Origin of the sequence: Yokenella regensburgei (genome assembly GCF_003634235.1) — a bacterium.
GTDB lineage: Bacteria > Pseudomonadota > Gammaproteobacteria > Enterobacterales > Enterobacteriaceae > Yokenella > Yokenella regensburgei.
Genome location: NZ_RBIZ01000004.1, coordinates 376,024 through 401,392, shown reverse-complemented (window position 1 = coordinate 401,392; position 25,369 = coordinate 376,024). Strand labels below are relative to the sequence as shown.

The 25,369-nt window shown below is 57.1% G+C and carries 23 protein-coding genes; 21 read left to right on the top strand and 2 right to left on the bottom strand.

Going from position 1 to position 25,369, the window contains the following annotated elements; all coding sequences use genetic code 11:
- The first annotated feature begins 130 nt into the window (after positions 1-130).
- The 15 genes from speB (at position 131) to C7387_RS13245 (ending at position 14,322) form a co-directional block, all read left to right on the top strand.
- The gene (gene speB, locus C7387_RS13315; RefSeq protein WP_006818353.1) at positions 131-1,051 is read left to right on the top strand and encodes an agmatinase; all 921 of its coding nucleotides are present in this window, start codon (positions 131-133) and stop codon (positions 1,049-1,051) included.
- Positions 1,052-1,603: 552 nt separating this feature from the next.
- The gene (locus C7387_RS13310; protein WP_038255558.1) at positions 1,604-1,927 is read left to right on the top strand and encodes a Rieske (2Fe-2S) protein; all 324 of its coding nucleotides are present in this window, start codon (positions 1,604-1,606) and stop codon (positions 1,925-1,927) included.
- Positions 1,924-2,232 carry a recombinase-like helix-turn-helix domain-containing protein gene (locus tag C7387_RS13305; RefSeq protein WP_006818356.1) on the top strand — a complete coding sequence of 103 codons (309 nt, stop codon included), beginning with the start codon at positions 1,924-1,926 and terminating at the stop codon, positions 2,230-2,232. The genes C7387_RS13310 and C7387_RS13305 overlap by 4 nt, the downstream gene beginning before the upstream one ends.
- 10 nt (positions 2,233-2,242) lie before the next feature.
- Positions 2,243-3,265, top strand: a complete 1,023-nt coding sequence (locus tag C7387_RS13300; RefSeq protein ID WP_120816859.1) for an aromatic ring-hydroxylating oxygenase subunit alpha — start codon at positions 2,243-2,245, stop codon at positions 3,263-3,265.
- Positions 3,265-4,014, top strand: a complete 750-nt coding sequence (locus C7387_RS13295) for an SDR family oxidoreductase (protein ID WP_120816858.1) — start codon at positions 3,265-3,267, stop codon at positions 4,012-4,014. Before C7387_RS13300 ends, C7387_RS13295 begins: the two co-directional genes overlap by 1 nt.
- A gap of 16 nt (positions 4,015-4,030) precedes the next feature.
- Complete coding sequence (locus C7387_RS13290) at positions 4,031-4,819, top strand: IclR family transcriptional regulator (RefSeq protein WP_006818359.1); 789 nt, start codon at positions 4,031-4,033, stop codon at positions 4,817-4,819.
- An 87-nt stretch (positions 4,820-4,906) separates the two neighbouring features.
- Positions 4,907-5,833, top strand: a complete 927-nt coding sequence (locus C7387_RS13285; RefSeq protein ID WP_006818360.1) for a VOC family protein — start codon at positions 4,907-4,909, stop codon at positions 5,831-5,833.
- Positions 5,830-7,026, top strand: a complete 1,197-nt coding sequence (locus C7387_RS13280) for an NAD(P)/FAD-dependent oxidoreductase (RefSeq protein ID WP_006818361.1) — start codon at positions 5,830-5,832, stop codon at positions 7,024-7,026. Before C7387_RS13285 ends, C7387_RS13280 begins: the two co-directional genes overlap by 4 nt.
- A gap of 25 nt (positions 7,027-7,051) precedes the next feature.
- Positions 7,052-8,308, top strand: a complete 1,257-nt coding sequence (locus C7387_RS13275; protein WP_120816857.1) for an MFS transporter — start codon at positions 7,052-7,054, stop codon at positions 8,306-8,308.
- A 10-nt stretch (positions 8,309-8,318) separates the two neighbouring features.
- Positions 8,319-8,849, top strand: coding sequence for a cupin domain-containing protein (locus C7387_RS13270; protein WP_120816856.1), 531 nt, complete (start codon positions 8,319-8,321; stop codon positions 8,847-8,849).
- Positions 8,850-8,859: 10 nt separating this feature from the next.
- Positions 8,860-9,630: an alpha/beta fold hydrolase gene (locus C7387_RS13265; RefSeq protein WP_120816855.1), complete on the top strand. Its 771-nt coding sequence runs from the start codon at positions 8,860-8,862 to the stop codon at positions 9,628-9,630.
- Positions 9,614-10,408 (top strand): SDR family oxidoreductase, encoded by a 795-nt coding sequence (locus C7387_RS13260; RefSeq protein WP_120816854.1) that lies wholly within the window; start codon positions 9,614-9,616, stop codon positions 10,406-10,408. Before C7387_RS13265 ends, C7387_RS13260 begins: the two co-directional genes overlap by 17 nt.
- Before the next feature lie 9 nt (positions 10,409-10,417).
- The gene (locus C7387_RS13255) at positions 10,418-11,188 is read left to right on the top strand and encodes an aspartate dehydrogenase (RefSeq protein WP_006818366.1); all 771 of its coding nucleotides are present in this window, start codon (positions 10,418-10,420) and stop codon (positions 11,186-11,188) included.
- 9 nt (positions 11,189-11,197) lie between these two features.
- Positions 11,198-12,667 carry an aldehyde dehydrogenase gene (locus C7387_RS13250; RefSeq protein ID WP_120816853.1) on the top strand — a complete coding sequence of 490 codons (1,470 nt, stop codon included), beginning with the start codon at positions 11,198-11,200 and terminating at the stop codon, positions 12,665-12,667.
- Between the two features lie 14 nt (positions 12,668-12,681).
- Positions 12,682-14,322, top strand: a complete 1,641-nt coding sequence (locus C7387_RS13245) for a thiamine pyrophosphate-binding protein (protein ID WP_120816852.1) — start codon at positions 12,682-12,684, stop codon at positions 14,320-14,322.
- Between the two features lie 45 nt (positions 14,323-14,367).
- Here the strand turns inward: C7387_RS13245 and loiP are convergent, their stop codons facing one another.
- Entirely contained in the window at positions 14,368-15,126 is a 759-nt protein-coding gene (gene loiP, locus C7387_RS13240) for a metalloprotease LoiP (protein ID WP_120816851.1), read from the bottom strand.
- A 283-nt stretch (positions 15,127-15,409) separates the two neighbouring features.
- Between loiP and tkt the strand changes: the two genes are divergently transcribed.
- From tkt to fbaA, 4 genes are all read left to right on the top strand, one after another.
- A complete protein-coding gene (gene tkt / locus C7387_RS13235; protein WP_120816850.1) occupies positions 15,410-17,401 on the top strand; it encodes a transketolase in 1,992 nt (663 codons plus the stop codon).
- Between the two features lie 381 nt (positions 17,402-17,782).
- Positions 17,783-18,802: an erythrose-4-phosphate dehydrogenase gene (gene epd / locus C7387_RS13230; RefSeq protein WP_006818371.1), complete on the top strand. Its 1,020-nt coding sequence runs from the start codon at positions 17,783-17,785 to the stop codon at positions 18,800-18,802.
- Positions 18,803-18,850: 48 nt separating this feature from the next.
- The gene (gene pgk, locus C7387_RS13225) at positions 18,851-20,014 is read left to right on the top strand and encodes a phosphoglycerate kinase (protein ID WP_038255535.1); all 1,164 of its coding nucleotides are present in this window, start codon (positions 18,851-18,853) and stop codon (positions 20,012-20,014) included.
- A 91-nt stretch (positions 20,015-20,105) separates the two neighbouring features.
- Entirely contained in the window at positions 20,106-21,185 is a 1,080-nt protein-coding gene (gene fbaA, locus C7387_RS13220; protein WP_038255533.1) for a class II fructose-bisphosphate aldolase, read from the top strand.
- A gap of 46 nt (positions 21,186-21,231) precedes the next feature.
- On the opposite strand, the gene C7387_RS13215 is transcribed toward fbaA, so the two are convergent.
- On the bottom strand, positions 21,232-22,134 hold the full coding sequence (locus C7387_RS13215; protein ID WP_038255532.1) for a carbamate kinase: 903 nt from the start codon (positions 22,132-22,134) through the stop codon (positions 21,232-21,234).
- Between the two features lie 323 nt (positions 22,135-22,457).
- On the opposite strand from C7387_RS13215, the gene C7387_RS13210 reads away from it, so the two are divergent.
- The gene (locus C7387_RS13210; RefSeq protein ID WP_038255529.1) at positions 22,458-23,681 is read left to right on the top strand and encodes an MFS transporter; all 1,224 of its coding nucleotides are present in this window, start codon (positions 22,458-22,460) and stop codon (positions 23,679-23,681) included.
- 13 nt (positions 23,682-23,694) lie between these two features.
- Positions 23,695-25,362 (top strand): acyl-CoA synthetase FdrA, encoded by a 1,668-nt coding sequence (locus C7387_RS13205; protein ID WP_120816849.1) that lies wholly within the window; start codon positions 23,695-23,697, stop codon positions 25,360-25,362.
- Positions 25,363-25,369: the final 7 nt, after the last annotated feature.

The window sequence follows — 25,369 nt, the reverse complement described above, 5'->3', positions numbered from 1 at the left end:
CGTATGAATTTGCGGCGATAATCCGCAGACAAACTGAATTCGAATAATCCCTTCCTCGTCGGGCCTAACGACGCGGAGGGGATTTTTTTTCATCTGTTTTTAATGTATCGACTTTAGAAGAGGTCAGGACATGAGCACTTTAGGTCATCAGTACGACAACTCCCTGGTTTCCAACGCCTTTGGTTTCCTGCGTCTGCCAATGAACTTCCAGCCCTACGACAGCGATGCTGACTGGGTTATCACCGGCGTTCCGTTCGATATGGCGACATCTGGCCGCGCGGGCGGTCGTCATGGTCCGGCGGCTATCCGTCAGGTGTCCACCAACCTCGCGTGGGAGCACAATCGCTTCCCGTGGAACTTCGATATGCGCGAACGTCTGAACGTCGTGGACTGCGGCGATCTGGTGTACGCGTTTGGTGATGCGCGTGAAATGAGTGAGAAGCTGCAGGCGCACGCGGAAAAACTGCTGGCAGCCGGTAAACGTATGCTCTCCTTCGGCGGTGACCACTTCGTTACTTTGCCGCTGCTGCGTGCCCACGCGAAGCACTTCGGTAAAATGGCGCTGGTGCACTTCGATGCGCACACCGATACCTATGCTAACGGCTGTGAGTTTGACCATGGCACCATGTTCTTCACTGCGCCGAACGAAGGGCTTATCGATCCGAACCACTCCGTGCAGATCGGTATTCGTACCGAGTTCGATAAAGACAATGGTTTCACCGTGCTGGACGCAGGCCAGGTGAACGATCGTAGCGTTGATGATGTTATCGCTCAGGTGAAGCAGATTGTCGGTGATATGCCGGTTTATCTGACCTTTGATATCGACTGCCTGGATCCGGCGTTTGCACCGGGTACCGGTACTCCGGTTATCGGCGGCCTGACCTCCGATCGCGCGATCAAGCTGGTCCGTGGCCTGAAAGACCTGAACATCGTTGGGATGGACGTGGTAGAAGTTGCTCCGGCATACGACCAGTCTGAAATCACCGCGCTGGCTGCGGCGACCCTGGCGCTGGAAATGCTCTATCTGCAGGCTGCCAAAAAAGGCGAATAAGTCTGAAATAAAAATGCTGCTGAGAAATAATACTCGGCAGCATCTTTTCAGCATATTATTCTGGACATCAGGCAAAATCCCCTGTCAGTTAACCCCTCGTTTTATTTCTCATCTTTAAATCATTCTCAAGGTTTTACGCTAATACCATAATAAAATGTGGTTATTATTTTTCCTGCAAGGTGATAGTCACAGGAGTAAATTGGTTCATTGGTGAAACTCATTGTTTTTAAAGGTTAATTATAATTGAAGTTTCACAGGTGAAACTTCATGTTTTCCCAATCTTTATATTTATCATTCCTTAATTTCATAGCTTCCCCCTCATTTTTGCATTGATGAATGTTTTTCAATAAACAGCGAGATCTGCTTTTCTTTAAAAACGACGCTCTCATCGACATTATTTTTCGTGATCGCTTCCACAGTTAATTAATTAATCACAAAGTGTTTAACAAATTTGTCACATCACGCCTTGACGAAATAGTGATCGCTTTTATATTGACCGTATTAAATAAGAAACAATGTTTCATATATGAAACTTACAGCTGGAGGATCATGATGAGCTGGATAAGCGTGTGTGACGCGAAGCAAGTGCAGGAAGATTTTCCTTTTAGCGGCAATGTCGAGGGTAAAGACATCGGCATTTATCTTATCGACGGTGAATATTACGCGCTGGAGGACGTCTGCCCGCATGCTTATGCCCTGTTAAGTCAGGGATTTGTTGAAGATGGCAAAGTCGAATGTCCGCTGCATGAAGCGGTGTTCGATATCAAAACCGGGAAGTGCCTGCACGGCCCAGGTGAGCGGAACCTCAACCGTTACCCGGTACGGATTTTTGAAAACCAGATCCAGATTACCTTCATCGAGGAGAGCGTGGTATGAGCGAATTCCGGGCGTTCAACCCATCCCTGCCGGAAAGTCGCCAGTTCACGCCGCCGTCGGAAGGCGGCAGCGGCAATATTCATAAACCCGGTGAGTATCAGAATCTGGTCTGGCAGACCCGCAGCCGCCAGCCGGAAAGCTGGGAGCTGTCGCTAATCGCCACCCTGGAAACCCTGTTTGAACGGGGAGTCGAAACCCTGCCGGAACTGGTTCATGGGTTGAATCAAATAAAAATGTATGACCAGCAGGGCGAGGCGTGGAGCGAAAGCAGTTTCCAGGCATTTTTACAGGTTAACGGATACTGAGGAGAGGGCGATGACAACGACGGTTCAGCAATATCTCGACACAGGGCTGCGCGGTCTGTGGTATCCGGTGCTGGCGAGCTGGGAAGTGCAATCCGCGCCGGTGGGTATCACCCGCCTTGGGGAACAGATTGTGGTATGGCGGAATAAAGATGGCCAGGTTCAGGCGCTGGAGGACCGCTGCCCGCACCGCGGTGCGCGTCTGTCGATGGGCTGGAACCTCGGCGACCGCATTGCCTGCTGGTACCACGGCCTGGAAGTGGCGGGCAGTGGCGAAGTTAAAGATGTTCCGGCCGTCGACCGCTGCCCGCTGGTGGGGCAACAGTGCGTGCGCAGCTACAACGTACAGGAAGCCCACGGCGCGATTTTCCTCTGGTTTGGCGTTACCGCTGACCAGCAGCCTGACGAACTGAGCTTTCCGGAAGAGCTTGCCGATAGCGAAACCTACAGCCATTTCCTCTGCACCGCCGCGTGGCAGTGTAATTACCAGTACGCGCTCGAAAACGTGATGGATCCGATGCACGGCACCTACCTGCACTCGTCGTCGCACTCGATGGCGGAAGGCGACCGTAAGGCCGATATGGTGCTGCAGCCAACGCAGAGCGGGTTTGTGTTTGAGAAGAAAGGGCAGAGCGGCGTTAACTTCGACTGGGTTGAACTGGGCTCCAGCGGTGCGTACTGGATGCGCCTGTCCATCCCGTACAAAAAACGCTTCGGGCCCGGCGGTCACTTCTGGATTGTCGGCATGGTGGTTCCGGAAGACAACGACAACTGCCGCGTGTTCTTCTGGCGTATTCGTGGCGTGAAAGGCTGGCAGCGTGACCTGTGGCGTTTTATGTACCGTAATCGTCTGGAAAAACTGCACTGGGAAGTCCTGGAGCAGGATCGCGTGGTGCTGGAAAACATGGCTCCGAACGCCCGCGACCATGAATACCTCTATCAGCATGATGTGGGGCTCTCACGCCTGCGCCGGATGATGCAGAAAGCCGCGAAAGAGCAGCTTGCCCGGCGCGAAGCCGCGCAGGGAGCTGCCTGATGAATGGATTGCTTAACGACAAACGCATCGTCGTTACCGGCGCAGCGCATGGTCTGGGTTACCACTTCGCGCTGGCCTGCGCTCAGCAAGGGGCCACGGTGGTGCTGTGCGACATCCTCAAGGGTGAACTTGCAGAAAGCGCGCAGCGTTTACGCCAGCAGGGCTATCGAGTTGAGACGCAGTGGATAGATCTCGCGGACGCAGAGTCGATCGCCCAGGCATTCAGCGACATCGGCAAACGCGGCGCCGTCGACGGGCTGGTGAATAACGCGGCGCTGGCGACCGGCGTCGGCGGCAAAGACATGATGGAGTACGACCCGATGCTATGGGACAAGGTGATGACGGTTAACGTCAAAGGCACCTGGCTTGTGACCCGTGCAGCCGTACCGCTGATGCGTGAAGGTTCTGCCATCGTCAACGTGGCGTCGGATACCGCGCTCTGGGGGGCACCGCGCCTGATGGCGTATGTCGCCAGCAAAGGGGCAGTGATTTCCATGACCCGTTCGATGGCGCGTGAACTGGGTGAAAGACGTATACGTATCAACGCGATTGCGCCAGGCCTTACCCGGGTTGAAGCCACGGAGTACGTCCCGGCGGAGCGCCATCAGCTGTATGAAAATGGCCGGGCGCTTAGCGGTGCACAGCAGCCTGAAGATGTGACCGGCAGCGTAGTGTGGCTCCTGAGCCCGCTTTCCGGATTTATCACCGGGCAACTGCTACCGGTGAACGGTGGATTTGTCTTTAACTAAGCGTGGCGGAGACGGTATGGCCAACGAGCAGGAAACGAGATATCTGGTGCCAGGACTTGAGCGGGGTTTGCAATTGTTGATGGCGTTCAGCGAACAGCATCGCGACCTGACGTTTGCCGAAATGCACCGGCTGGTGGGGATGCCGAAAGCGACCGCCTATCGGGTAGTACAGACGCTGGAGTACCTGGGGTTTCTGGAACGTAATCCGCGTACCAACACGTTTTCATTGGGAATGAACGTGCTGCGGCTCGGCTTCGAATACATTGCGTCGCTGGATGTCGCCCAGGTGGGGCAACGGGTGATTGAACAGCTGCGCGACAGCAGCCAGTGCAGCAGCCACCTGGCTATCCGCGACGGTCGCGACATTATCTACGTGGCCCGCGTTAGCGCCGCAGGTTCGCGGGTCAATCAGGTCAGTATCGGGACACGTTTGCCGGTGCACTGCACCTCGCTTGGGCGGGTGCTTCTCACTGACCTTAGCCGTGCAGAGTACGAAAAACTGTTCCCGGATGCGCGCCTGCCGGGCAACGTGCCGGGCCAGCTTTACGATCGCGAAGCGCTGTGGGAAATGGTGCAGCAGGACAAAGTGCGCGGCTACGTCATCGGTGAATCCTTCTTCCGTCAGGGGATCTCCTCAATCGTCTGGCCGATTTACGATCGCAGTGGGCGGGTAGCGGCGGTGGTGAGCATCATGGTACCTGCCGAAGAGGTGCCGTCTACGGATAAACGTCGCCTGTTGAACGAAGTCCGTGCGGCGGCAGAGAAAATCTCCGGCTTCCTGGGGTATCTGGCGAAAGCTAGTTAAATCAAATAATTACATTCAGGCGCTGGCGGGCGTCGGGCCCCTCATACGCCCAAAAAAGGCAACTGAACGGTAAAGAGGCAACCCATTATGAGCATCACTGGAATTGAAAAGCTGGAATTTGGCGTCGACAACCTGGCGGATTGCAGCAAATTTATGGCGGACTTCGGCCTGCGCGGTGACGCCGGTGGGCGCCACTTTACTACCCTCAGCGGCGCGAGCGTGGCGTTGAAACCGACGAATGATCCTGACCTGCCACCAGCGTTTGAAGCCGGAAATACCCTGCGGCGCATGACCTGGGCGGTGGCTGACCGCGCGGCGCTTGACGCGCTTCGTCCGCAGCTTGCAAAGCAGCCGGGTTTTCGTGAGGTCGACGGTGCGCTGGAGTGCCGTGACCCGAACGGCATGACCCTGCGGGTGCAGGTGACGCAGCAAACGGAAGTGAGGCTTCACGTCGAGCCGATTAATCAGTGGGGCGATATGCGTCGGATCGACACCCCAAGCCCGGTGTATGACAAAGCCACGCCGGTCAACATCGGCCATGTGGTGTTTTTTGTCGAAGAGCTGGCGGCAGTCGAGCGTTTCTATCGTGAGGTGCTTGGCTTTCAGGTTTCCGATCGTTATATCAACCGCGCCGTGTTCCTGCGCTGCCAGACGCGCGGCGGTCACCACAACCTGTTCCTGCTGCAACTCCCGAACCGCAAACGCGGGCTCAACCACGTGGCGTTTACCGTGCGCGATATCCATGAAGTGGCAGGTGGCGGTATCGCTATGAACCGCAACGCCTGGAGCACGTTTATCGGCCCCGGTCGTCACCCGGTTTCTTCCGCCTATTTCTGGTACGTCAACAGCCCCACCGGCGGCGCGTTCGAATACTACACCAACGATGATTACCTGACGGAAAAGTGGCAGCCGCGTGAGCTGGAACATTCGCTGGTCTCCTTTACCGAGTGGGCCGTAGAGGGTGGCATTGACCACGATACCCGTCGTCAGCAGAAGAAGACGGAGGCGTTATGACAGAACGAATCATCATTATCGGCGGCGGTCAGGCCGGAGGGTGGGCGGCAAAAACGCTGCGCGATGAGGGATTTAACGGTGAAATTGCCGTGGTGAGCGACGAGCCGTGGGATTTCTACGAGCGCCCGCCGTTGTCGAAAGCCGCGCTGCTTGATGAGGTCCCGGCACTGCCGAGACTGTTCAGTGAAGAGGTTCAGCGCTCTCTTGACCTGCGCTGGTACCGCCCGCTGCGCGCGATGGCGATTTATCGTACCGCGAATCGCATTCAGCTCAGCAATGGTGACACGCTGCACTACGACAAACTGCTGATCGCGACCGGCGGCAGCGCCCGCCTGCCAGGGGACAGTTGGGCACAGCACCCGCAGGTATACACCCTGCGCCACTGGCAGGATGCCCAGCGGCTGAAGCAGCGTCTCGCCAACTGCGCCAAACTGGCTATCGTCGGCGGCGGCTGGATTGGGCTGGAGATAGCCGCCTCAGCGCGTAAACGGGGTGTGGCGGTCACGCTGTTTGAACAGCAGCCTGCGCTGTGCATGCGCTCGGTAGGGGCCGAGGTTTCTGCCGAACTGCTGCACCTGCACCGCGAGCAGGGGGTGGATGTGCGCTGCGGCTGCGGCGCGATGGAGCTGGAAGATGCTGACGGGCTGCCGGTGATTCAGTGCGATGGCAAACGCGAACTGTTCGACGCGGTGGTGGTGGGGATTGGGGTGACGCTCAACGTAAGCCTGGCCCGCCAGGCGGGGCTGACCACGGCGCAGGGCATTATCGTAGACGCGCAGGGAAGAACGTCCGATCCGCTGATTTATGCCGCCGGTGACGTCGCACAGCACCACCAGTACGGACTCTGTCTACAGTCGTGGGCCTTTGCGCAAAATCAGGCGGTGGCGACGGCCAAAGCGATGCTCAACGACAGCGCGCCGGGCTACGACGAGCCTGCCTGGCTGTGGTCAGATCAATATCAGCACAACATTCAGATCCTCGGGGTACCGCGATCCGATTGCCGGATGGTGGTGCGCCGCGATCCCAAAGGCCCCTTGTTCTTCTCGCTGGCGGCTGACGGCACCCTCGAGCAGCTGGTTGCCTTTAACGATGCGAGGACCGTTAAGCTTGCGAAGCGCTGGATAGCCGCCCGACGGGATCTGCGCGATGTGCCGCTCGACGATCCTGAATTTTCTTTGATGTCACTGCGTTAGCGCCCGTGTACCCGTAGGGGGAGACATGACCACATTAGAGACAAACACCGCGGCAGATGACGCGCGCGGTGAGGGCGCCCTCGCGCCGAAAAAAGCGGTTCGCTGGTCGATCCCGCTGTCGCTGCTGGCCTGCGTGCTGCTGGCGTTCTTCGACAAAATCAGCATCGCGGCGCTGTTTGTTGACCCCGAATTCCAGCAGGCGATGGGGCTCGATTTCGATACCACTCGCCTTGGATTACTCATGAGCGCCTTCCTGCTGAGCTACGGGATCTCTTCCGTCCTGCTGAGCGGATTGGGCGACCGTATTGCACCGCTGCGCCTGCTCACCGGCATGATGGTGGTGTGGTGCGTGCTGATGCTGATGATGGGCTTTACCCATAGCTACAGCCTGATGCTGGTGCTGCGTATCCTGCTCGGTATCGCCGAGGGGCCGCTGTTCCCGCTGGCTTTTACCATTATCCGCCAGACCTTCCCGGCACATTTGCAGGCGCGAGCCACCATGCTGTGGCTGTTGGGGACACCGTTCGGGGCGGCAATTGGTTTCCCGCTTTCGCTGACGTTGCTCAACCATTTTGGCTGGCAGAGCACCTTCTTCACCATGGCGCTGCTGACGCTCCCGGTGCTGGTACTGGTGCGTATTGGGCTGCGCGGTGTGCAGCTGGCAAGCCGGGGAAAAACCGCCACCGAGAGCCAGAACACCCGGCGTTCGGCGCGCAGCGAGCTGCTGGTTAGCCCGCACTTCTGGATGATCTGCGTCTTTAATATCGCCTTCCTGACCTATCTCTGGGGGATCAACGGCTGGTTGCCGGGGTATCTCATCAACGGCAAAGGGATCCACCTCGAACACGCGGGCTGGCTCTCTTCTATGCCGTTTATCGCCATGCTGCTGGGGGAAGTGCTGGGGGCGTGGCTCTCTGACAAGCTCGATAAACGTGCCGCCGCCTGCTTTATCTCGATGGCGGGCGCAGGTATCGGGCTTATCGCCGTGATGCACTACAGCACGCCCCTGACGGTGATTGCGGCAATGTCTTTCAGCACTTTTATGTGGGGGATTGGTGCACCCAATATCTTTGCCCTGCTGGCGAAAGCCACCCACTCCGGGGTCAGTGCCACAGCAGGCGGCATTTTCAACGGTCTGGGGAATTTTGCCGGGGCGCTGTCGCCTGCGGTAATGGGCGCCCTGATTAGTTTCACCGGCAGTATGGATTCCGGACTTTTCTTTCTGGTGGTCATGGCCGCGCTGGGCTGCGCGCTGTTGCTGCCGATGCTGACACGCTACTGAGGAGATTGCCATGACTGATTCAACCGTTACCAAACCACCCGTCGTTAAACCGGACAACCTGACCATGGAGGCGTGGATCGAATCGCGCATCGCCCGCTTTGAAGGACGTAAATATGACTGGAATGCGCTGAAGTTTCAGGCCGACTTCGACCCGAAATATCGTCGCGCTCAGATGCGTTATATCGGCACCGGGGCAACCGGCGTGGCAAACGATACCAACACCGTTCCCGCTGAGCATTTCACCTTCTCCACCATGGTGCTGCCCGCGAAATGCGAAGGACCCATGCACCTGCATGACGACGTCGAAGAGGTGTTCTTCATGCTGAAGGGACAAATCACCCTGATGGTGCAGGACGGGGACCATTACACCGAAACCGTATTGCGCGAGCGTGATCTTATCTCCGTGCCAGCCGGGATCTATCGCGGGCTATTTAACCACGGGGAAGAAGAGGCGCTGATGTGCGTCATGCTCGGTACATCGAAGCCGCACATCCCGACCTATCCGGTAGACCATCCGTTAGCCCAGGTCAAACGCAACTGAGGAGGGGACGATGACCGCGTTTCGTGAACAGGGAGAGGGTACGCCGGTGATGCTGCTGCACGGGATCAGTTCCGGGGCGTCCTCCTGGCATAAGCAAATGGCGTTGCCGGGCTGTCGGGTACTGGCCTGGGATATGCCGGGCTACGGCAACAGCCCGATGCTGACGGTAACCAAAGCGATGGCGAGTGATTATGCCGATGCGCTGGCGGCGCTGCTGGATGCGCTAAGAATTGAGCGCGTCGTGCTGGTCGGGCATTCGCTGGGGGCGCTGGTGGCCAGCGCCTTTGCCGCCAGCCGCCCGCAGCGGGTACAGGCGCTGGTACTGGCTTCTCCGGCGCAGGGCTACGGGCAGGCGGAACCCGCCCAGCGCGAGCAGGTCTGGCGTAAGCGCGAAGCGCAAATCAGCGCCGGGGTAGAGGCGCTTGCCGAAAGCAGGGCGGCGAAGCTGCTGCACCCGGGGGCGCGCGAAGAGGATATCGCGACGGTGGCGGCCGGGATGCGCCGCCTGACGGAAGCGGGCTATCTGGCGGCAGCGCGGATGCTGGCGTATGACGATATTCACCGCTGGCTGGGCGATTATCGCGATCCGTTTGAGGTCTGGTGCGGCGAGCAGGACTGCATTACTTCGCCCGAGATGGCTTATGGCCTGGCGCTGCGCTATGGCATGGGCTGGCAGCCGTTAGCGAAAGCCGGACACGCCTGTTATCTCGATAACCCTCAGGCGTTTAACCAACAATTATTACGTGTCGTTGAAGGAGTTCGCCATGCAGGCGCAAATTGAAGGACGGGTGGCGGTAGTGACCGGAGGGTCATCCGGTATTGGTTTTGAAACCCTGCGCCTGCTGCTGGCGGAAGGCGCAAAGGTGGCTTTCTGCGGGCGCGATCCGGACAGGCTCGCCAGCGCGCAGGCGGCGCTGATGAACGAGTATCCGCAGGCGGAAATCATGGCGCAGCGCTGTGATGTGCTGGACGACACGCAGATACAGGCGTTTGCCGGGGCGGTGGAAACACGCTTCGGCGGTGCCGACATGCTTATTAATAACGCGGGTCAGGGCTATGTTGCGCACTTCGCCGATACCCCGCGAGCGGCCTGGCTGCATGAGGCTGAACTCAAACTGTTCGGCGTCATTAACCCGGTGCAGGCGTTTATCCCCCAGCTTGAGCGCTCGGATATTGCCTCGATTACCTGCGTTAACTCCCTGCTGGCGCTTCAGCCTGAGGAGCACATGATTGCCACCTCGGCGGCACGGGCGGCGCTGCTCAACATGACGCTGACGCTTTCTAAGGAGCTGATTAGCAAAGGCATTCGTGTGAACTCCATTCTGCTCGGCATGGTGGAGTCCGGCCAGTGGCGCCGCCGTTTTGAAGCCCGCTGCGACAAACAGCAGAGCTTCGGTGAGTGGACGGCAGAGATTGCCCGTCAGCGCGGGATCCCCATGCAGCGTCTTGGCAAGCCGCAGGAACCGGCGCAGGCGCTGCTGTTCCTTGCCTCGCCGCTGGCATCGTTTACCACCGGCGCGGCTCTGGACGTGTCGGGCGGTTTTAACCGTCATCTGTAGGGAGCGAAGATGAAAAAAATCATGCTGTTGGGATATGGAGCGATGGCGCAGGCGGTGATTGAGCGTATGCCGGAGGCGGTTGCTATTGGCTGGATTGTGGCGCATGAGCACCACCATGCCGGGATTCTGGCACGCTTTCACGGCACGGTAATGCCGCTGCTGTCGCCGGGTGACTGTGCTGATACGCCGGATTTAGTGCTGGAGTGCGCCAGCCAGCAGGCCGTTGCGCAATACGGTGAGGCTATCTTACGCCGGGGCTGGCATCTGGCGGTGGTTTCGACCGGGGCGCTGGCCGACCGGGAACTTGAAGCCCGGTTGCGCAACGCTGGTGGCAGACTGACCCTGCTTTCCGGAGCCGTTGCGGGCATTGACGGTCTATCTGCGGCGAAAGAAGGAGGGCTGCAGCGGGTGGTTTACCGTTCGCGCAAAAGCCCGGCCAGCTGGCGCGGGAGCCACGCGGAAAAGCTTATCAACCTCGACACCGTAAGCAGCGCGCAGATCTTTTTTGAAGGCAGTGCGCGGGAGGCAGCGCGTCTGTTTCCGGCCAATGCCAACGTGGCGGCAACCGTAGCGTTGGGCGGCATCGGTATGGATGAAACCCGCGTGCAACTGATGGTTGACCCGACAACTACCCGCAATACGCACACGCTGCATGTGGAAGGGCTGTTCGGTGAATTTCATATTGAACTGAGCGGGCTGCCGCTCGCCAGTAACCCGAAAACCTCGACGCTGGCGGCGCTGAGCGCGGTGCGCGCCTGTCGTGAACTGGCGCAGCAATAAGGACACAACATGAAAGCTCTCGATATTTTCATTGGTGGGAAATGGCGCCCGGGCGGCGGGGAGGTTCTGCAGAGCCACTTCCCGGCAGATGGATCGCTCAACGCCACGCTTAATGCAGCAAGCCTCGACGATCTCGAAGAGGCGATTGCGGTAGGTGAACGTGCCTGGCGAGCACCGGCCTGGCGCAACGCGCTGCCGCACCAGCGGGCGAGGATTTTGCACCACGTCGCGAACGAGATAGAGGCGCGGGTGGACGAACTGGCGCAGATGCAGAGCCGTGATAACGGCAAACCGCTGGCGGAAACCCGGGGACTGGTGCTGAGCGCTGCCGGAACCGCCCGCTATTTTGCCGCCGCCTGCGAACTGCTGGAGGGCGAACTGCCAACGCCGCGTATTGCGCAGGTATTGACCTTCAGCCGCTATGAGCCGCTGGGCGTGGTGGCCGCCATTACGCCGTGGAATTCCCCCATCGCCAGCGAAATGCAGAAAATTGCCCCGGCGATTGCGGCGGGAAACGCGGTGATCCTCAAGCCTGCCGAAGCAACGCCGCTGATGGCGCTGGAGCTGGCGCGCATCTTCGAGCAAGCCGGGCTCCCCGCAGGATTACTGAGCGTGCTGCCGGGTAAAGGATCGGTGATTGGTGACGCGCTGGCGCACCATCCGAGGGTGCGCAAAATCTCGTTTACCGGCGGTACAAACACCGGCCGTCATCTGGCGCATGTGGCGGCAGAAAAACTGATCCCGGCGTCATTAGAGCTTGGCGGTAAATCGCCAACCATCGTGCTGGAAGACGCAGATATCGAGCAGGCCGCGCGCGGTATCTGCTATGGCATCTTCAGCTCCGGCGGCCAGGCCTGTATCGCCGGTTCAAGACTGTTTGTTCATCAGCATGTATATGCACCGCTGATGGCCCGTCTGCTGGAGCTGACGCGCGGTTTGCGCATTGGTAACCCGTTTACCGAAGGCACCCACGTCGGCCCGCTTATCAACCAGAAACATCGCCGGAGTGTGATGGACTACGTGGCGCTGGCCCAGCAGGAGGGTGGCCGGGTGCTGTGCGGCGGTGAGGTTCCGGCGGATCCACAGCTTGCTGGTGGTAGCTACTTCCAGCCGACCATTATCGAAGGACTGAACAATCAGGCGCGTACCTGCCGGGAGGAGATTTTCGGCCCGGTGCTGGTAGCCATGCCGTTTCGCGATGAAGCCGAGCTTATCGCGGAAGCGAACGATTCGGTATACGGCCTGGCAGCCGGTATCTGGACGCGCGACAGCGGGCGCGCGCTGCGCCTGAGTGAACAGCTGGAGGCCGGAACGGTGTGGATCAACACCTATAAAGTTTTCTCTGTTTCAACCCCGTTTGGTGGTTTCAAAGAGAGCGGTCTGGGCCGCGAGAAGGGCATTCAGGGACTTAAAGCCTGGATGCAGCAGAAGAGCGTTTATCTGGCGACGGGGAACGGCATCAACCACTGGTGCGACTAAAAAAAGGGTGAGCTATGAGTGACATGATTTCCGTGGGCGAGGCCATCGCCAGAACACTTGAACACTATCAGGTTGACGCGCTGTACGGCGTTATCTCTATTCACAACCTGCCGATTGCCGATGCGATTGGTCAGCGAGAGAAAATTCGTTTTGTCCCTTCCCGCGGCGAGGCCGGAGCAGTGACCATGGCGGATGCCCATGGGCGTTTCACCGGGCTTGGGGTCGCGCTGACCAGCACGGGGGCCGGGGCTGGCAACGCGGTGGGGGCGCTGGTAGAAGCGCTGAACGCCTCGACGCCGCTGCTGCATTTGACCGGTCAGGTGGAGAAAGCCTGGCTTGATGCCGACACCGGGTTTATCCACGAAACCCGCGATCAGCTGACGTTCCTGAAGGCAAGCTCAAAGCGGGCGTATCGCGTTAGCAGCGCCAACCAGGCCGTCGCCATTCTGCATAAGGCAATTCAGGAGGCGCAGACGCCGCCGTGCGGACCCGTCTCGGTAGAAATCCCCATCGATATTCAGAGCGCGATGATACCGCGTTCACTGGTGACGATGCCGGTGAAACCGACACCGGCTGCCGCGGTGAACGACGCCGATGTTGATGCGCTGTGGGCGCAGCTCAACCGTGCGAAACAGCCGCTGCTGTGGTTGGGCGGTGGGGCGCTGCATTGTCTGGATGCGGTCAAAAAGCTGGCAGATGCTGGAATGACGGTGATTTCCAGCACCCATGGGCGTGGAATTTTAGCCGATTCGCACCCGGCGAGCCTGCGGGCGTTTCATAACTCGCCGTCGGTTGAAGCGCTGCTGGGGCAGTGTGATTTTACCCTGGTGGCTGGGTCTCGCCTGCGCAGCAACGAAACGCGCTCCTGGACGCTGGCGCTGCCGGAGCCGCGAGTTCAGATTGATATCGATCCGGCGGCGGCGAGCCGTAATTACCTGATGGATAACACCCTGACGGCGGACTGCCGTGAATTACTCACCGCGCTGGCCTCAAGGGTGCAGGGCCGGGTATGGGGCAACACGCAGTGGGATCTGCAGGTGCGCGAAGCGGTGTCTATCGCCGAACAGGGGCTGCGCGAGCAGTGCGGACCTTACGCCCGCCTCAGTGACGCCATCGCCAGTGCGTTACCCGCTGACGGGATCCTGGTGCGAGATATCACCGTTTCCGGCAGCCTGTGGGGCAGCCGTCTGTTCCGGGCGCAGGCTCCGCTTTGCAATATTCATTCGCTGGCAGGGGCGATCGGCATGGGACTGCCGATGGCGATTGGCACCGCGGTAGCAAACCCACGACGTAAGGTCGTTGGCCTGGTTGGCGACGGCGGGCTTAGTCTGAACCTTGGTGAAATGGCGACGATGGCGCAGGAGAAGGCTAACCTCACACTGCTTATCATGAATGACGGCGGCTATGGCGTGATGCGCGGCATCCAGGATAAATACTTCGGTGGACGTCAGTATTACAACGAGCTGCACACCCCGGATTTCACCCAACTGGCACAGGCTATGGGATTGCAGGCGTGGAGCGTCGAAAGTGCGGATGATTTTCAGGCGGTGATGACGGAAGCACTGGCAACGCCGGGGCCGTCGGTGGTGGAAGTTCGGATGGACAAAATCGGTGCCCTGCGCTTTGCCGGACCGCCGCAGAAAACGCTGTATTGACAGACAGAAAACCCTCTCCCTTAGGGAGAGGGTCAGAGAGGAGACTTACTTAATTCCGTCTGCTGCCATACGGTCGCGGATGTGCTGGGCACGTTCCGCAGAGGCCGGGTGATCGTCAAACATGGAGCTCTGACGGCCCGCTTCCAGTTTGGCCAGTTTCTCGAAGCTGGTGGCCAGACCCGATGGATTGATGCCGCGTTTGCGCAACAGATCGTAAGAGTAGTCATCCGCTTCGGACTCCTGGCGCTGAGAGAACTGTGAGTTCACCAGTTTTTCACCGAGATCGCCAAGCTGCGATTGTGACAGGCTGCCGACCATACCGCCCGCTGAAGCAGCTGCCGCGCGCAGGGCGTTAGTCCCGAGCGCCACCTGCATACCCTTCTTCACATGGCCGAGCGCAACGTGGCCCATCTCGTGGCCAATGACCGCTTCAACTTCGTTGTCGTTCATGATGTCCATCAGGCCGCTGTAGACGCGGATACAGCCGTTTGCCATGGCAAAGGCGTTCACGTCTTTAGCCACATAAACCTTGTAGTTCACCGGTTGACCATTGATGTTGTCGCCCAATGCAGCGGCAATTTTGCCGAGGCGTTTGGCGTAATCACTGCTGTCCGGGGCGATGGTCGCTTTGGAATCCATCTCTTTACAGGCCTGATCGCTCAGGGCTTTAACCTGGGCATCCGACAGGGACCAGGCCTGAAACGCCTCGGCGCCTGAGCCTAGCAGCGCGTTTGAATCCATATTCTGGCAGCCGGTTAACAGCGTAGCCATCCCAACAGCGACTAAAGCAAGGCGAATTTTCATTTGGTTCTCTTCCGCACGACCAGGTTGTGATGATTCTGAAAAAAGATCTGCCGCCTTCGGCAACGGACCGTGGCGGAAGTATAAAGAAAATAACAACAAGCGAGCGAGCAGATTGCGCAACATGCGAGCGTGATCCAGAGATTTCTTAAGGGCCAAAAGGATGCTCCATGTACATGACCAGCCGCTTGGGTTACATTGTTCACACTTTTTTCCGGCATAGCCCAAAACGCGCTGTCGTCAAGTCGTTTTGGCATGGCCTTCAACAGTCCGATCTGGAGTCAAAATGTCCTCACGTAAAGAGCTTGCCAATGCTATTCGTGCGTTGAGCATGGACGCAGTACAAAAAGCCAAGTCTGGTCACCCGGGTGCCCCGATGGGCATGGCTGACATTGCCGAAGTCCTGTGGCGTGATTTCCTGAACCACAACCCGCAGAACCCAGCCTGGGCAGACCGCGACCGTTTCGTGCTGTCCAATGGCCACGGCTCTATGCTGATTTATAGCCTGCTGCACCTCACCGGCTACGACCTGCCGATGTCTGAGCTGATGAACTTCCGTCAGCTGCACTCCAAAACGCCGGGCCACCCGGAAGTGGGTTACACCGCCGGTGTTGAGACCACTACGGGTCCGCTGGGTCAGGGTATTGCCAACGCCGTAGGTATGGCTATCGCAGAGAAAACCCTGGCAGCACAGTTTAACCGTCCGGGTCACGACATCGTTGATCACTTCACCTACGCCTTCATGGGCGATGGCTGCATGATGGAAGGTATCTCCCACGAAGTGTGCTCCCTGGCGGGCACCCTGAAACTGGGCAAACTGGTTGCGTTCTACGACGACAACGGTATCTCCATTGACGGTCACGTTGAAGGCTGGTTCACCGACGATACCGCGAAGCGCTTTGAAGCCTACGGCTGGCACGTTGTGCGTGGCGTAGACGGTCATGACGCGGCCGCTATCAAACGTGCGGTTGAAGAAGCGCGTGCAGTGACCGACAAACCGTCCCTGCTGATGTGCAAAACCATTATCGGTTTCGGTTCTCCGAACAAAGCCGGTACTCACGACTCCCACGGCGCGCCGCTGGGTGATGCGGAAGTTGCTGCAACTCGTGAACAGCTGGGCTGGAAATACGCTCCGTTCGAAATCCCGTCTGAAATCTATGCGCAGTGGGATGCTAAAGAAGCAGGCCAGGCGAAAGAATCTGCCTGGAACCAGAAGTTCGCTGCTTATGCGAAAGCCTTCCCGCAGGAATCCGCTGAATTTACCCGTCGTATGAAGGGCGAAATGCCGGCTGACTTCGCGGCGAAAGCGCAGGAGTGGATTGCTAAGCTGCAGGCTAACCCGGCGAAAATCGCCAGCCGTAAAGCTTCTCAGAACGCGATTGAAGCCTTTGGCCCGCTGTTGCCTGAGTTCCTCGGCGGTTCCGCTGACCTGGCACCTTCTAACCTGACCCTGTGGTCTGGTTCTAAGCCAATCAACGAAGATGCGGCGGGTAACTACATCCATTACGGCGTGCGCGAATTCGGTATGACCGCTATCGCTAACGGTATCTCCCTGCACGGTGGTTTCCTGCCGTACACCTCCACCTTCCTGATGTTCGTCGAGTACGCGCGTAACGCGGTACGTATGGCTGCGCTGATGAAGCAGCGTCAGGTGATGGTTTACACCCATGACTCTATCGGTCTTGGCGAAGATGGCCCGACTCACCAGCCGGTTGAGCAGATTGCCTCTCTGCGCGTGACGCCGAACATGAGCCTGTGGCGTCCGTGTGACCAGGTTGAATCTGCTGTGGCATGGAAATATGGCGTTGAGCGTCACGATGGCCCGACCGCGCTTATCCTCTCCCGTCAGAACCTGGCACAGCAGGATCGTACCGAGAAACAGCTGGCGGATATCGCTCGCGGTGGTTACGTGCTGAAAGATTGCGACGGTCAGCCGCAGCTTATCTTCATCGCGACCGGCTCTGAAGTTGAGCTGGCGGTTGCCGCGTGGGAAAAACTGACTGCCGAAGGCGTGAAAGCGCGCGTGGTCTCCATGCCGTCTACCGACGCGTTCGAGAAGCAGGATGCCGCGTACCGTGAATCCGTACTGCCGAAAGCCGTTTCTGCCCGTGTGGCCATTGAAGCGGGTATCGCTGACTACTGGTTCAAATACGTGGGCCTGAACGGCGCTATCGTCGGCATGACCACCTTCGGTGAATCAGCTCCGGCGGAACAGCTGTTCGTTGAGTTCGGCTTCACCGTCGAAAACGTAGTCGCGAAAGCGAAAGAACTGCTGTAATCGTTTGCAGGGGCAGGCTTTAGCCCGCCCTCTGACCCTCTCCTCATGGGCGAGGGGCAAACACAAAAAACGGTAGCCATTGGGTTACCGTTTTGTTTTTTCCTCACCTCCGCTTCCTGTTCCTGCTATTCCTGAATCTCTGAAATCGCCCGTCAATTATTCCAAAGAAAATGTGACGAATGTCAGATAACTGGCTTCTTTGTCTGGACAATCATTCCTTTTATTCTTGGTTTCGCTTATTCTAGCTGAACCGTTTCAGTCGATTAAATGTTCGACAAATAATCAATCAGTCGCAGTTTGTGACAGGCAAGGTTTCCCTCAGGGCGTGGCTGCATTACTCTGTTTGCCACCTCAAATCAGGGAAAGTCTAGCGAGAGACCTATGACCGTACGCGTAGCGATTAATGGCTTTGGTCGCATCGGGCGTAACGTGGTTCGTGCACTGTATGAATCCGGACGCCGGGCGGAAATCACCGTGGTGGCAATCAATGAGCTTGCCGATGCTACCGGCATCGCGCATTTATTGAAGTACGACACCAGCCACGGCCGCTTTGCCTGGGATGTCCGTCAGGAGAACGAGCAACTGTACGTCGGTGACGATGCAATTCGTCTGCTCCACGAGCGCAGTATTGATGCGCTGCCGTGGCGGGAGCTGGGTGTGGATGTCGTACTCGACTGCACCGGCGTGTATGGCACTCGTGAAGACGGTGAAGCGCACCTCGCGGCTGGCGCGAAGAAAGTGCTCTTTTCTCATCCCGGCAGCAACGATCTTGACGCCACCGTCGTCTTTGGTGTGAACCAGGACGAGCTTCGCGCCGAGCATCGCATTGTCTCCAACGCCTCCTGTACTACAAACTGCATAATCCCCGTTATCAAATTGTTAGATGATGCTTTTGGCATCGAGTCGGGGACGGTAACTACCATTCACTCTGCCATGCACGATCAGCAGGTGATTGACGCTTATCATCCGGATTTGCGCCGTACGCGTGCCGCGAGTCAGTCCATCATTCCGGTTGATACAAAACTGGCGGCGGGGATCACCCGTATTTTCCCGCAGTTTAATGACCGTTTTGAAGCGATTGCGGTGCGAGTTCCAACGATAAATGTGACGGCGATCGACCTTAGCGTGACGGTGAAAAATCCGGTAAAATCCTGTGAAGTCAACAGCTTGCTGCAAAAAGCAGCGCTGGGAGCATTTCATGGTATAGTTGACTATACGGAATTGCCGTTGGTCTCCACCGATTTTAACCACGATCCGCACAGCGCCATCGTTGATGGAACGCAGACGCGAGTGAGTGGTGCGCACCTCATCAAAACGCTGGTCTGGTGTGATAATGAATGGGGCTTTGCCAACCGAATGCTCGACACCACGTTGGCGATGGCAGCTATTGGTTTCAGGTAAGACGCGAATGCGTCTGCAAAACTTTATGAATCAATGAGAGGATTCACCATGTCTGTAATTAAGATGACCGATCTGGATCTGGCTGGCAAACGCGTTTTCATCCGTGCGGATCTGAACGTGCCGGTTAAAGAAGGGAAAGTGACCAGCGACGCGCGTATCCGTGCATCTCTGCCGACCATCGAACTGGCCCTGAAACAAGGCGCGAAAGTGATGGTTACCTCCCACCTGGGTCGTCCGACCGAAGGCGAGTACAACGAAGAATTCTCTCTGCTTCCGGTAGTTAACTACCTGAAAGAAAAACTTTCCAGCCCGGTTCGCCTGGTGAAAGACTACCTCGACGGCGTTGACGTTGCTGCTGGTGAACTGGTGGTTCTGGAAAACGTTCGCTTCAACAAAGGCGAGAAAAAAGACGACGAAGCGCTGTCTAAGAAATACGCTGCACTGTGCGACGTGTTCGTGATGGATGCATTCGGTACCGCGCACCGCGCGCAGGCCTCTACCCACGGTATCGGCAAATTTGCTGATGTTGCTTGTGCAGGCCCGCTGCTGGCCGCTGAGCTTGACGCTCTGGGTAAAGCGCTGAAAGAACCGGCTCGCCCGATGGTTGCTATCGTCGGTGGTTCTAAAGTTTCTACCAAACTGACCGTTCTGGATTCTCTGTCCAAAATCGCTGACCAGCTGATCGTCGGCGGCGGTATCGCTAACACCTTCGTTGCCGCTCAAGGCCACAACGTGGGTAAATCCCTGTACGAAGCAGACCTGGTTGACGAAGCTAAACGCCTGCTGACGACCTGCGATATCCCGGTTCCGACTGACGTTCGCGTGGCGACCGAGTTCTCTGAAACCGCCACCGCGACCCTGAAATCTGTTAACGACATCAAAGATGAAGAGCAGATCCTGGACCTCGGTGATGTTTCTGCACAGAAACTGGCAGATATCCTCAAAAATGCCAAAACCATTCTGTGGAATGGCCCGGTTGGCGTGTTCGAGTTCCCGAACTTCCGTAAAGGTACCGAAATCGTGGCTAACGCCATTGCTGACAGCGACGCGTTCTCTATCGCAGGCGGCGGTGACACGCTGGCCGCTATCGACCTGTTCGGTATCTCTGACAAGATTTCCTACATCTCCACTGGCGGCGGCGCATTCCTCGAATTCGTGGAAGGTAAAGTACTGCCAGCAGTAGCAATGCTCGAAGAGCGCGCTAAGAAGTAAGACCTAAAGGGCAGGGAAACCTGCCCATTTTTCAGCGCGCTATACAAGCACGCACCCATTTCTAACGGCCGAAGATACAGGACTACGTAACATGTCTAAAATTTTTGATTTCGTAAAACCTGGCGTGATCACTGGTGATGACGTTCAGAAAGTGTTCCAGGTAGCAAAAGAAAATAACTTTGCTCTGCCAGCTGTTAACTGCGTGGGGACTGACTCCATCAACGCCGTTCTGGAAACCGCAGCAAAAGTTAAAGCACCGGTTATCGTTCAGTTCTCCAACGGTGGCGCTGCGTTCATCGCGGGTAAAGGCGTGAAAACCGACGTTCCTCAGGGCGCTGCAATCCTGGGTGCTATCTCTGGCGCGCATCACGTTCACCAGATGGCTGAGCATTACGGTGTTCCGGTTATCCTGCACACTGACCACTGCGCTAAGAAACTGCTGCCGTGGATCGACGGTCTGCTGGACGCGGGTGAAAAACACTTCGCAGCCACCGGTAAGCCGCTGTTCTCTTCTCACATGATTGACCTGTCCGAAGAGTCTCTGCACGAGAACATCGAGATCTGCTCTAAGTACCTGACTCGCATGTCCAAAATCGGCATGACCCTGGAAATCGAACTGGGTTGCACCGGTGGTGAAGAAGACGGCGTGGACAACAGCCACATGGACGCTTCTGCACTGTACACCCAGCCGGAAGACGTTGATTACGCGTACACTGAACTGAGCAAAATCAGCCCGCGTTTCACCATCGCTGCTTCCTTCGGTAACGTACACGGCGTGTACAAGCCGGGTAACGTGGTTCTGACCCCGACTATCCTGCGTGATTCTCAGGAATATGTTTCTAAGAAACACAACCTGCCGCACAACAGCCTGAACTTCGTGTTCCACGGCGGTTCCGGTTCTTCTGCTCAGGAAATCAAAGATTCCGTGAGCTACGGCGTTGTGAAAATGAACATCGATACCGACACCCAATGGGCGACCTGGGACGGTATCCTGCAGTACTACAAAACCAACGAAGCTTACCTGCAAGGTCAGCTGGGCAACCCGAAAGGCGAAGACCAGCCGAACAAGAAGTACTACGATCCGCGCGTATGGCTGCGTGCTGCACAGAGCAGCATGATCGTTCGTCTGGAGCAGGCGTTCAAAGAACTGAACGCGGTAGACGTACTGTAATCTGCCTGATGGCAATAAAATGGCTTCCCTCGGGAAGCCATTTTTTTTAGTGAATGCAGGTGCCTTTTTCTCCGCTGAGGATCTGCGGCGCATCTTTTAGCGCTCCGATAAAGGCCGGGTTTCCGCTACGGCGAACGAACTGGATAACCGCGGCGGCTTTCGGCCCCATCGCGCCGTCGGGTGCGGCAAAGGGCGCTAACTCTTCAATCGTCACCTTCCGCAATGCACGCGCCTGCGGCGTGCCCCAGTCCTGATAGACGGCATCGGCGTCGGTGAGAATAAGCAGCATATCGGCATCGATGGACTGTGCCAGCACCGCGGCGGTCAAATCCTTATCAATTACCGCTTCTACGCCCTGATAGCCGTGTTCATGCTCCACCACCGGAATACCGCCACCGCCGCAGCAGATAACCAGATGCCCGGCGGCCATCAGTGTTTCAATCGCCGCGCTGTCGACAATTTTCAGTGGTGCAGGGGAGGGGACAACCCGGCGAACGTACTGCCCATCCGCTTTCACCTGCCAGCCATGCTGTTGCTCGAGCGCTGCTTTTTGTTCCGCCGGATAGACCGGGCCGATAAATTTCCCCGGAGCCTGGAAGGCTTCATCTTCCGGATCCACCACCACGCGGGTCAGAAGTGTCGTCACCGGCAGGGCGTCGGCGTACTGAGAAACCCCTTCGGCGATGGCGTAACCAATCATCCCCTGGCTTTCTGCGACCAGAATATCCAGCGGCCACGCCGGAGACTCACGATAGGCCGCATTCTGCAGCGCCAGTAAACCCACCTGCGGGCCGTTGCCGTGGACGATGACCAGTTGATAGTCACGCGCCAGTTCAGAGACCATTCTGGCGAACAGCTGAATGCTGCGCTGTTGGTTCTCGGCGCTTAATGCTTCTCCGCGCTGTAGCAATGCGTTACCACCCAGCGCAATGACCAGTTTCTTTTTCATTCTGACCTCAAATAATAGAAATATTTCCCCCTCAAAATATAAGATTTATTAATTTAAATTGTGATCGTAAGAGGAATTCATCTATTGGTAAAAATATCTCGCTAATGTTTTATGCTAGTGTGGTTTTTATTTAACGATATTTAATAATCATTATTAGAGTTTTTTTAATAATCACATGGGTAATGCTCAGTAATTTATAACAATGGATATAGTGTGATTTCGCGCAAATGAAATAGTGCTACGACCCGATAAGTTGAAGACAGTTAAACATCAAACCTCATTGACTGAGGTATTCAACGGTAATGATTACCGGGAGATTGCTTATGTCTGGATCGTGTGAAGTGGCCGATGTGCCGAAAAAAAGAGGGATACCCGCATGGTGGGTAACGGTATTCCTGTTCTGGTTAGGGTGGATCTTTATGTATGCCGATCGCACCATTCTTAACCCGGTGATGGGTGAACTGGAAAAAGAGTTTGGTTTAACCGGCACCCAGCTTGGGATCCTGAACTCGGTATTCTACTTCTCCTATGCGCTGCTGCAGGTCCCGGCCGGGGTACTGGGCGACAAAATTGGTAAGAAAAAGGTGCTGGTACCGGGCTTTATTCTGTTTGGCGCCTTCACTGCTGTGACCGGATGGGCCAAGACCTGGACCACCTTGCTGTTCGCCCGCGTGGTGACCGGGGCTGGCGAAGGCACCTATTACGGCCCGCAGTATGGCCTCTCTTCAGAGCAGATCCCGAAAAAATACCGTTCTCTTGGTAGTGCGATTATCAATAGCGGGATGGCGTTCGGTATTGCCCTCGGTCTGATGACCTCAAGCTGGCTGGTCTACGATAAAGGTTACTCCTGGCGTATGCCGTTTTACGCCATGGCTATCCCTTCTATTCTGGTGGGGGTTGCCATCTGGCTATTCGTAAAAGAGAAAAAACGCAGCAAAGATGAAAATGGTCAGGCGGTTAAAAAAGGTAAATTCAGCGATTTACTGAAAAACCGCAACCTTATTCTGACTTATATTATGGTGTTCTGTAGCCTGTTTGGATTCTTCGTTATTCTGACCTGGCTTCCTTATTATTTGCAAAATGAGCGTGGAATTGCCGGTAGTGAAACCGGGTTTATTTCTTCGCTGGTGGCGTGGATATCTATTCCCGGCGCACTGTTATTCTCCAGTCTTTCCGACAAATTAGGTCGCCGCAAACCGCTGATTATGTTCCTGGTGCCGGTGGCAATTCTCAGCATGCTCTCCATCGTCTGGATGCCGAGCATGACCGGGGTCATCGTGGCGCTCTGCATCTATGGCCTGGTGGGCAAACTGGCGCTCGATCCGGTGCTGGTGGCGCTGGTTGCGGACAGCGTGGATGAGAACAACTACAGCACCGCCTTCGGTCTGTTCAATTTCATTGGTATGAGCTCCTCCATTCTGGCGCCGATTATTGCCGGTGCTGCCCGTGATATTACCGGCAGCCTGGCGTCCAGTTTCTATGTCTCTGCTGCGCTTCTGGTGGTGGGGCTTATCAGTATGCTGTTTTTAAAAGAAAAACGTTCATAAAGAGGTAGCGGTAATGATTTACGCCTTTATTAAGAAGGGAAGTTTTCAGGACTCCGTCATCCTGATGATTATTTCCCGCAAATTAAGCGAACGCCCGGAGGTCGATCAGGTGTCCGTGATGATGGGAACGCCGGCTAATAAATCGATGCTCGATTCTACCGGGTTCTGGCATGACGACTTCGCCAGTGCGACGCCGAACGATATTTGTGTTGCGGTGCGCACGACCCAGGAAGTGCCGGGGATCATGGATCTTATCCGTGAGCAGCTTGAGAAAGAGCTGAACGCCATCGCCAATGCGTCCGGTAGCTCCAGCCAACTGGTGAAAGCGCGCCGCTGGGAGAGTGCCTGCCAGAAACTGCCGCAGGCTAATCTTCTGCTGGTGTCGGTAGCGGGCGAGTATGCCGCAGACGTGGCTCGTGAAGGGCTGCTCGCAGATAAAAACGTGATGATGTTCTCCGACAACGTGCCGCTGGCGCAGGAAGTGGAGCTGAAAAAGCTGGCGCAATCCCGCGGTCTCATTGTCATGGGGCCGGACTGCGGCACTGCGATGATTGCCGGTAGCCCGCTGGCGTTTGCCAACGTTTTGCCGAAAGGGGATATCGGTGTCATCGGTGCATCCGGCACCGGGATCCAGGAGATAACTTCGCAGATTGCCCTGCACCAGCAGGGGATCTCCCACGCCATTGGTCTTGGCGGGCGTGATTTAAGCGCCGACGTTGGCGGTATCAGCGCGCTGACCGCGCTGGAGATGCTGGCCGGTGACGACGCCACGCAGGTGATTACCTTTGTCTCTAAGCCCCCGGCCGCAGAAGTTCGTCAACGCATTATCACGGCGATGCAAACCCTGAATAAACCGGTGGTGGCGCTGTTCCTCGGGAGCAAACCGGAGCAGCGCCGCGAAGGTAACGTCTGGCTGGCAACGTCGCTGTCTGACGCTGCGCGTCTGGCGGTGCTGCTGGCGCACGTTGAGCAACAGCGTGGTCTGCAACCGATGGTCGCTGGGAAAACCATTCATGGCCTGTATGCCGGTGGCACGCTGGCAGCCGAAGCGGCGATGCTGCTTTCCGCAAGCCTCGGCATTCCTCTCAGCGCAGACCACCCGGACGGCGTCATGCTGGCGCAGGGTGGCCATCGTATTGTTGATCTTGGCGATGACAGCTACACCCTGGGCCGTCCGCATCCGATGATCGACCCGACGACCCGCACTATCGAAATCGAAAAGCTGGCGACGCAGCCAGAAGTGGGCGTGCTGCTGCTCGACGTGGTGTTGGGCTACGGCGCCTGTGAAGATCCTGCCGGAGCCGTGGTGGATGCTATTGCACAACTGCAGGCGAAACGTGGGACAAACGCACCGCTGGTCACCATCGCTACCTTAACCGGTACCGAGCAGGATCCGCAGGGGCGCTCCGGGCAAAGCGAAAAGCTACGTGAGGCAGGTATCGCGGTGGCGGAAACCCTGGAAGAGGCGGTGCTGCTGGCGGTGAGTCTTACCCATCAGCAGGCCCATACCCATCACGATGTGCATTATTCACTGCTCGACGGGGTGCAGGTGATCAACGCCGGGCTGCGTAGCTTCGCGCTGGATCTGCAAAGCAGCAACACGCCGGTTGTGCACTATCAGTGGGCGCCCGTTGCCGGTGGTAACGCGCGTCTCGCCAGTTTACTCAAACAGTTACGTTAAGTTCAGA

Excerpts from the sequence above, each read along its gene's own strand:
- tkt (WP_120816850.1), top strand. The coding sequence starts at position 15,410 with ATGTCCTCACGTAAAGAGCTTGCCAATGCTATTCGTGCGTTGAGCATG.
- C7387_RS13260 (WP_120816854.1), top strand. The coding sequence starts at position 9,614 with ATGCAGGCGCAAATTGAAGGACGGGTGGCGGTAGTGACCGGAGGGTCA.
- C7387_RS13310 (WP_038255558.1), top strand. The coding sequence starts at position 1,604 with ATGAGCTGGATAAGCGTGTGTGACGCGAAGCAAGTGCAGGAAGATTTT.
- C7387_RS13305 (WP_006818356.1), top strand. The coding sequence starts at position 1,924 with ATGAGCGAATTCCGGGCGTTCAACCCATCCCTGCCGGAAAGTCGCCAG.
- speB (WP_006818353.1), top strand. The coding sequence starts at position 131 with ATGAGCACTTTAGGTCATCAGTACGACAACTCCCTGGTTTCCAACGCC.
- C7387_RS13295 (WP_120816858.1), top strand. The coding sequence starts at position 3,265 with ATGAATGGATTGCTTAACGACAAACGCATCGTCGTTACCGGCGCAGCG.
- loiP (WP_120816851.1), bottom strand. The coding sequence starts at position 15,126 with ATGAAAATTCGCCTTGCTTTAGTCGCTGTTGGGATGGCTACGCTGTTA.
- C7387_RS13215 (WP_038255532.1), bottom strand. The coding sequence starts at position 22,134 with ATGAAAAAGAAACTGGTCATTGCGCTGGGTGGTAACGCATTGCTACAG.
- C7387_RS13275 (WP_120816857.1), top strand. The coding sequence starts at position 7,052 with ATGACCACATTAGAGACAAACACCGCGGCAGATGACGCGCGCGGTGAG.
- fbaA (WP_038255533.1), top strand. The coding sequence starts at position 20,106 with ATGTCTAAAATTTTTGATTTCGTAAAACCTGGCGTGATCACTGGTGAT.
- C7387_RS13285 (WP_006818360.1), top strand. The coding sequence starts at position 4,907 with ATGAGCATCACTGGAATTGAAAAGCTGGAATTTGGCGTCGACAACCTG.
- pgk (WP_038255535.1), top strand. The coding sequence starts at position 18,851 with ATGTCTGTAATTAAGATGACCGATCTGGATCTGGCTGGCAAACGCGTT.
- C7387_RS13250 (WP_120816853.1), top strand. The coding sequence starts at position 11,198 with ATGAAAGCTCTCGATATTTTCATTGGTGGGAAATGGCGCCCGGGCGGC.
- C7387_RS13290 (WP_006818359.1), top strand. The coding sequence starts at position 4,031 with ATGGCCAACGAGCAGGAAACGAGATATCTGGTGCCAGGACTTGAGCGG.
- C7387_RS13210 (WP_038255529.1), top strand. The coding sequence starts at position 22,458 with ATGTCTGGATCGTGTGAAGTGGCCGATGTGCCGAAAAAAAGAGGGATA.
- C7387_RS13255 (WP_006818366.1), top strand. The coding sequence starts at position 10,418 with ATGAAAAAAATCATGCTGTTGGGATATGGAGCGATGGCGCAGGCGGTG.
- C7387_RS13245 (WP_120816852.1), top strand. The coding sequence starts at position 12,682 with ATGAGTGACATGATTTCCGTGGGCGAGGCCATCGCCAGAACACTTGAA.
- C7387_RS13300 (WP_120816859.1), top strand. The coding sequence starts at position 2,243 with ATGACAACGACGGTTCAGCAATATCTCGACACAGGGCTGCGCGGTCTG.
- C7387_RS13280 (WP_006818361.1), top strand. The coding sequence starts at position 5,830 with ATGACAGAACGAATCATCATTATCGGCGGCGGTCAGGCCGGAGGGTGG.
- C7387_RS13270 (WP_120816856.1), top strand. The coding sequence starts at position 8,319 with ATGACTGATTCAACCGTTACCAAACCACCCGTCGTTAAACCGGACAAC.
- C7387_RS13265 (WP_120816855.1), top strand. The coding sequence starts at position 8,860 with ATGACCGCGTTTCGTGAACAGGGAGAGGGTACGCCGGTGATGCTGCTG.
- C7387_RS13205 (WP_120816849.1), top strand. The coding sequence starts at position 23,695 with ATGATTTACGCCTTTATTAAGAAGGGAAGTTTTCAGGACTCCGTCATC.
- epd (WP_006818371.1), top strand. The coding sequence starts at position 17,783 with ATGACCGTACGCGTAGCGATTAATGGCTTTGGTCGCATCGGGCGTAAC.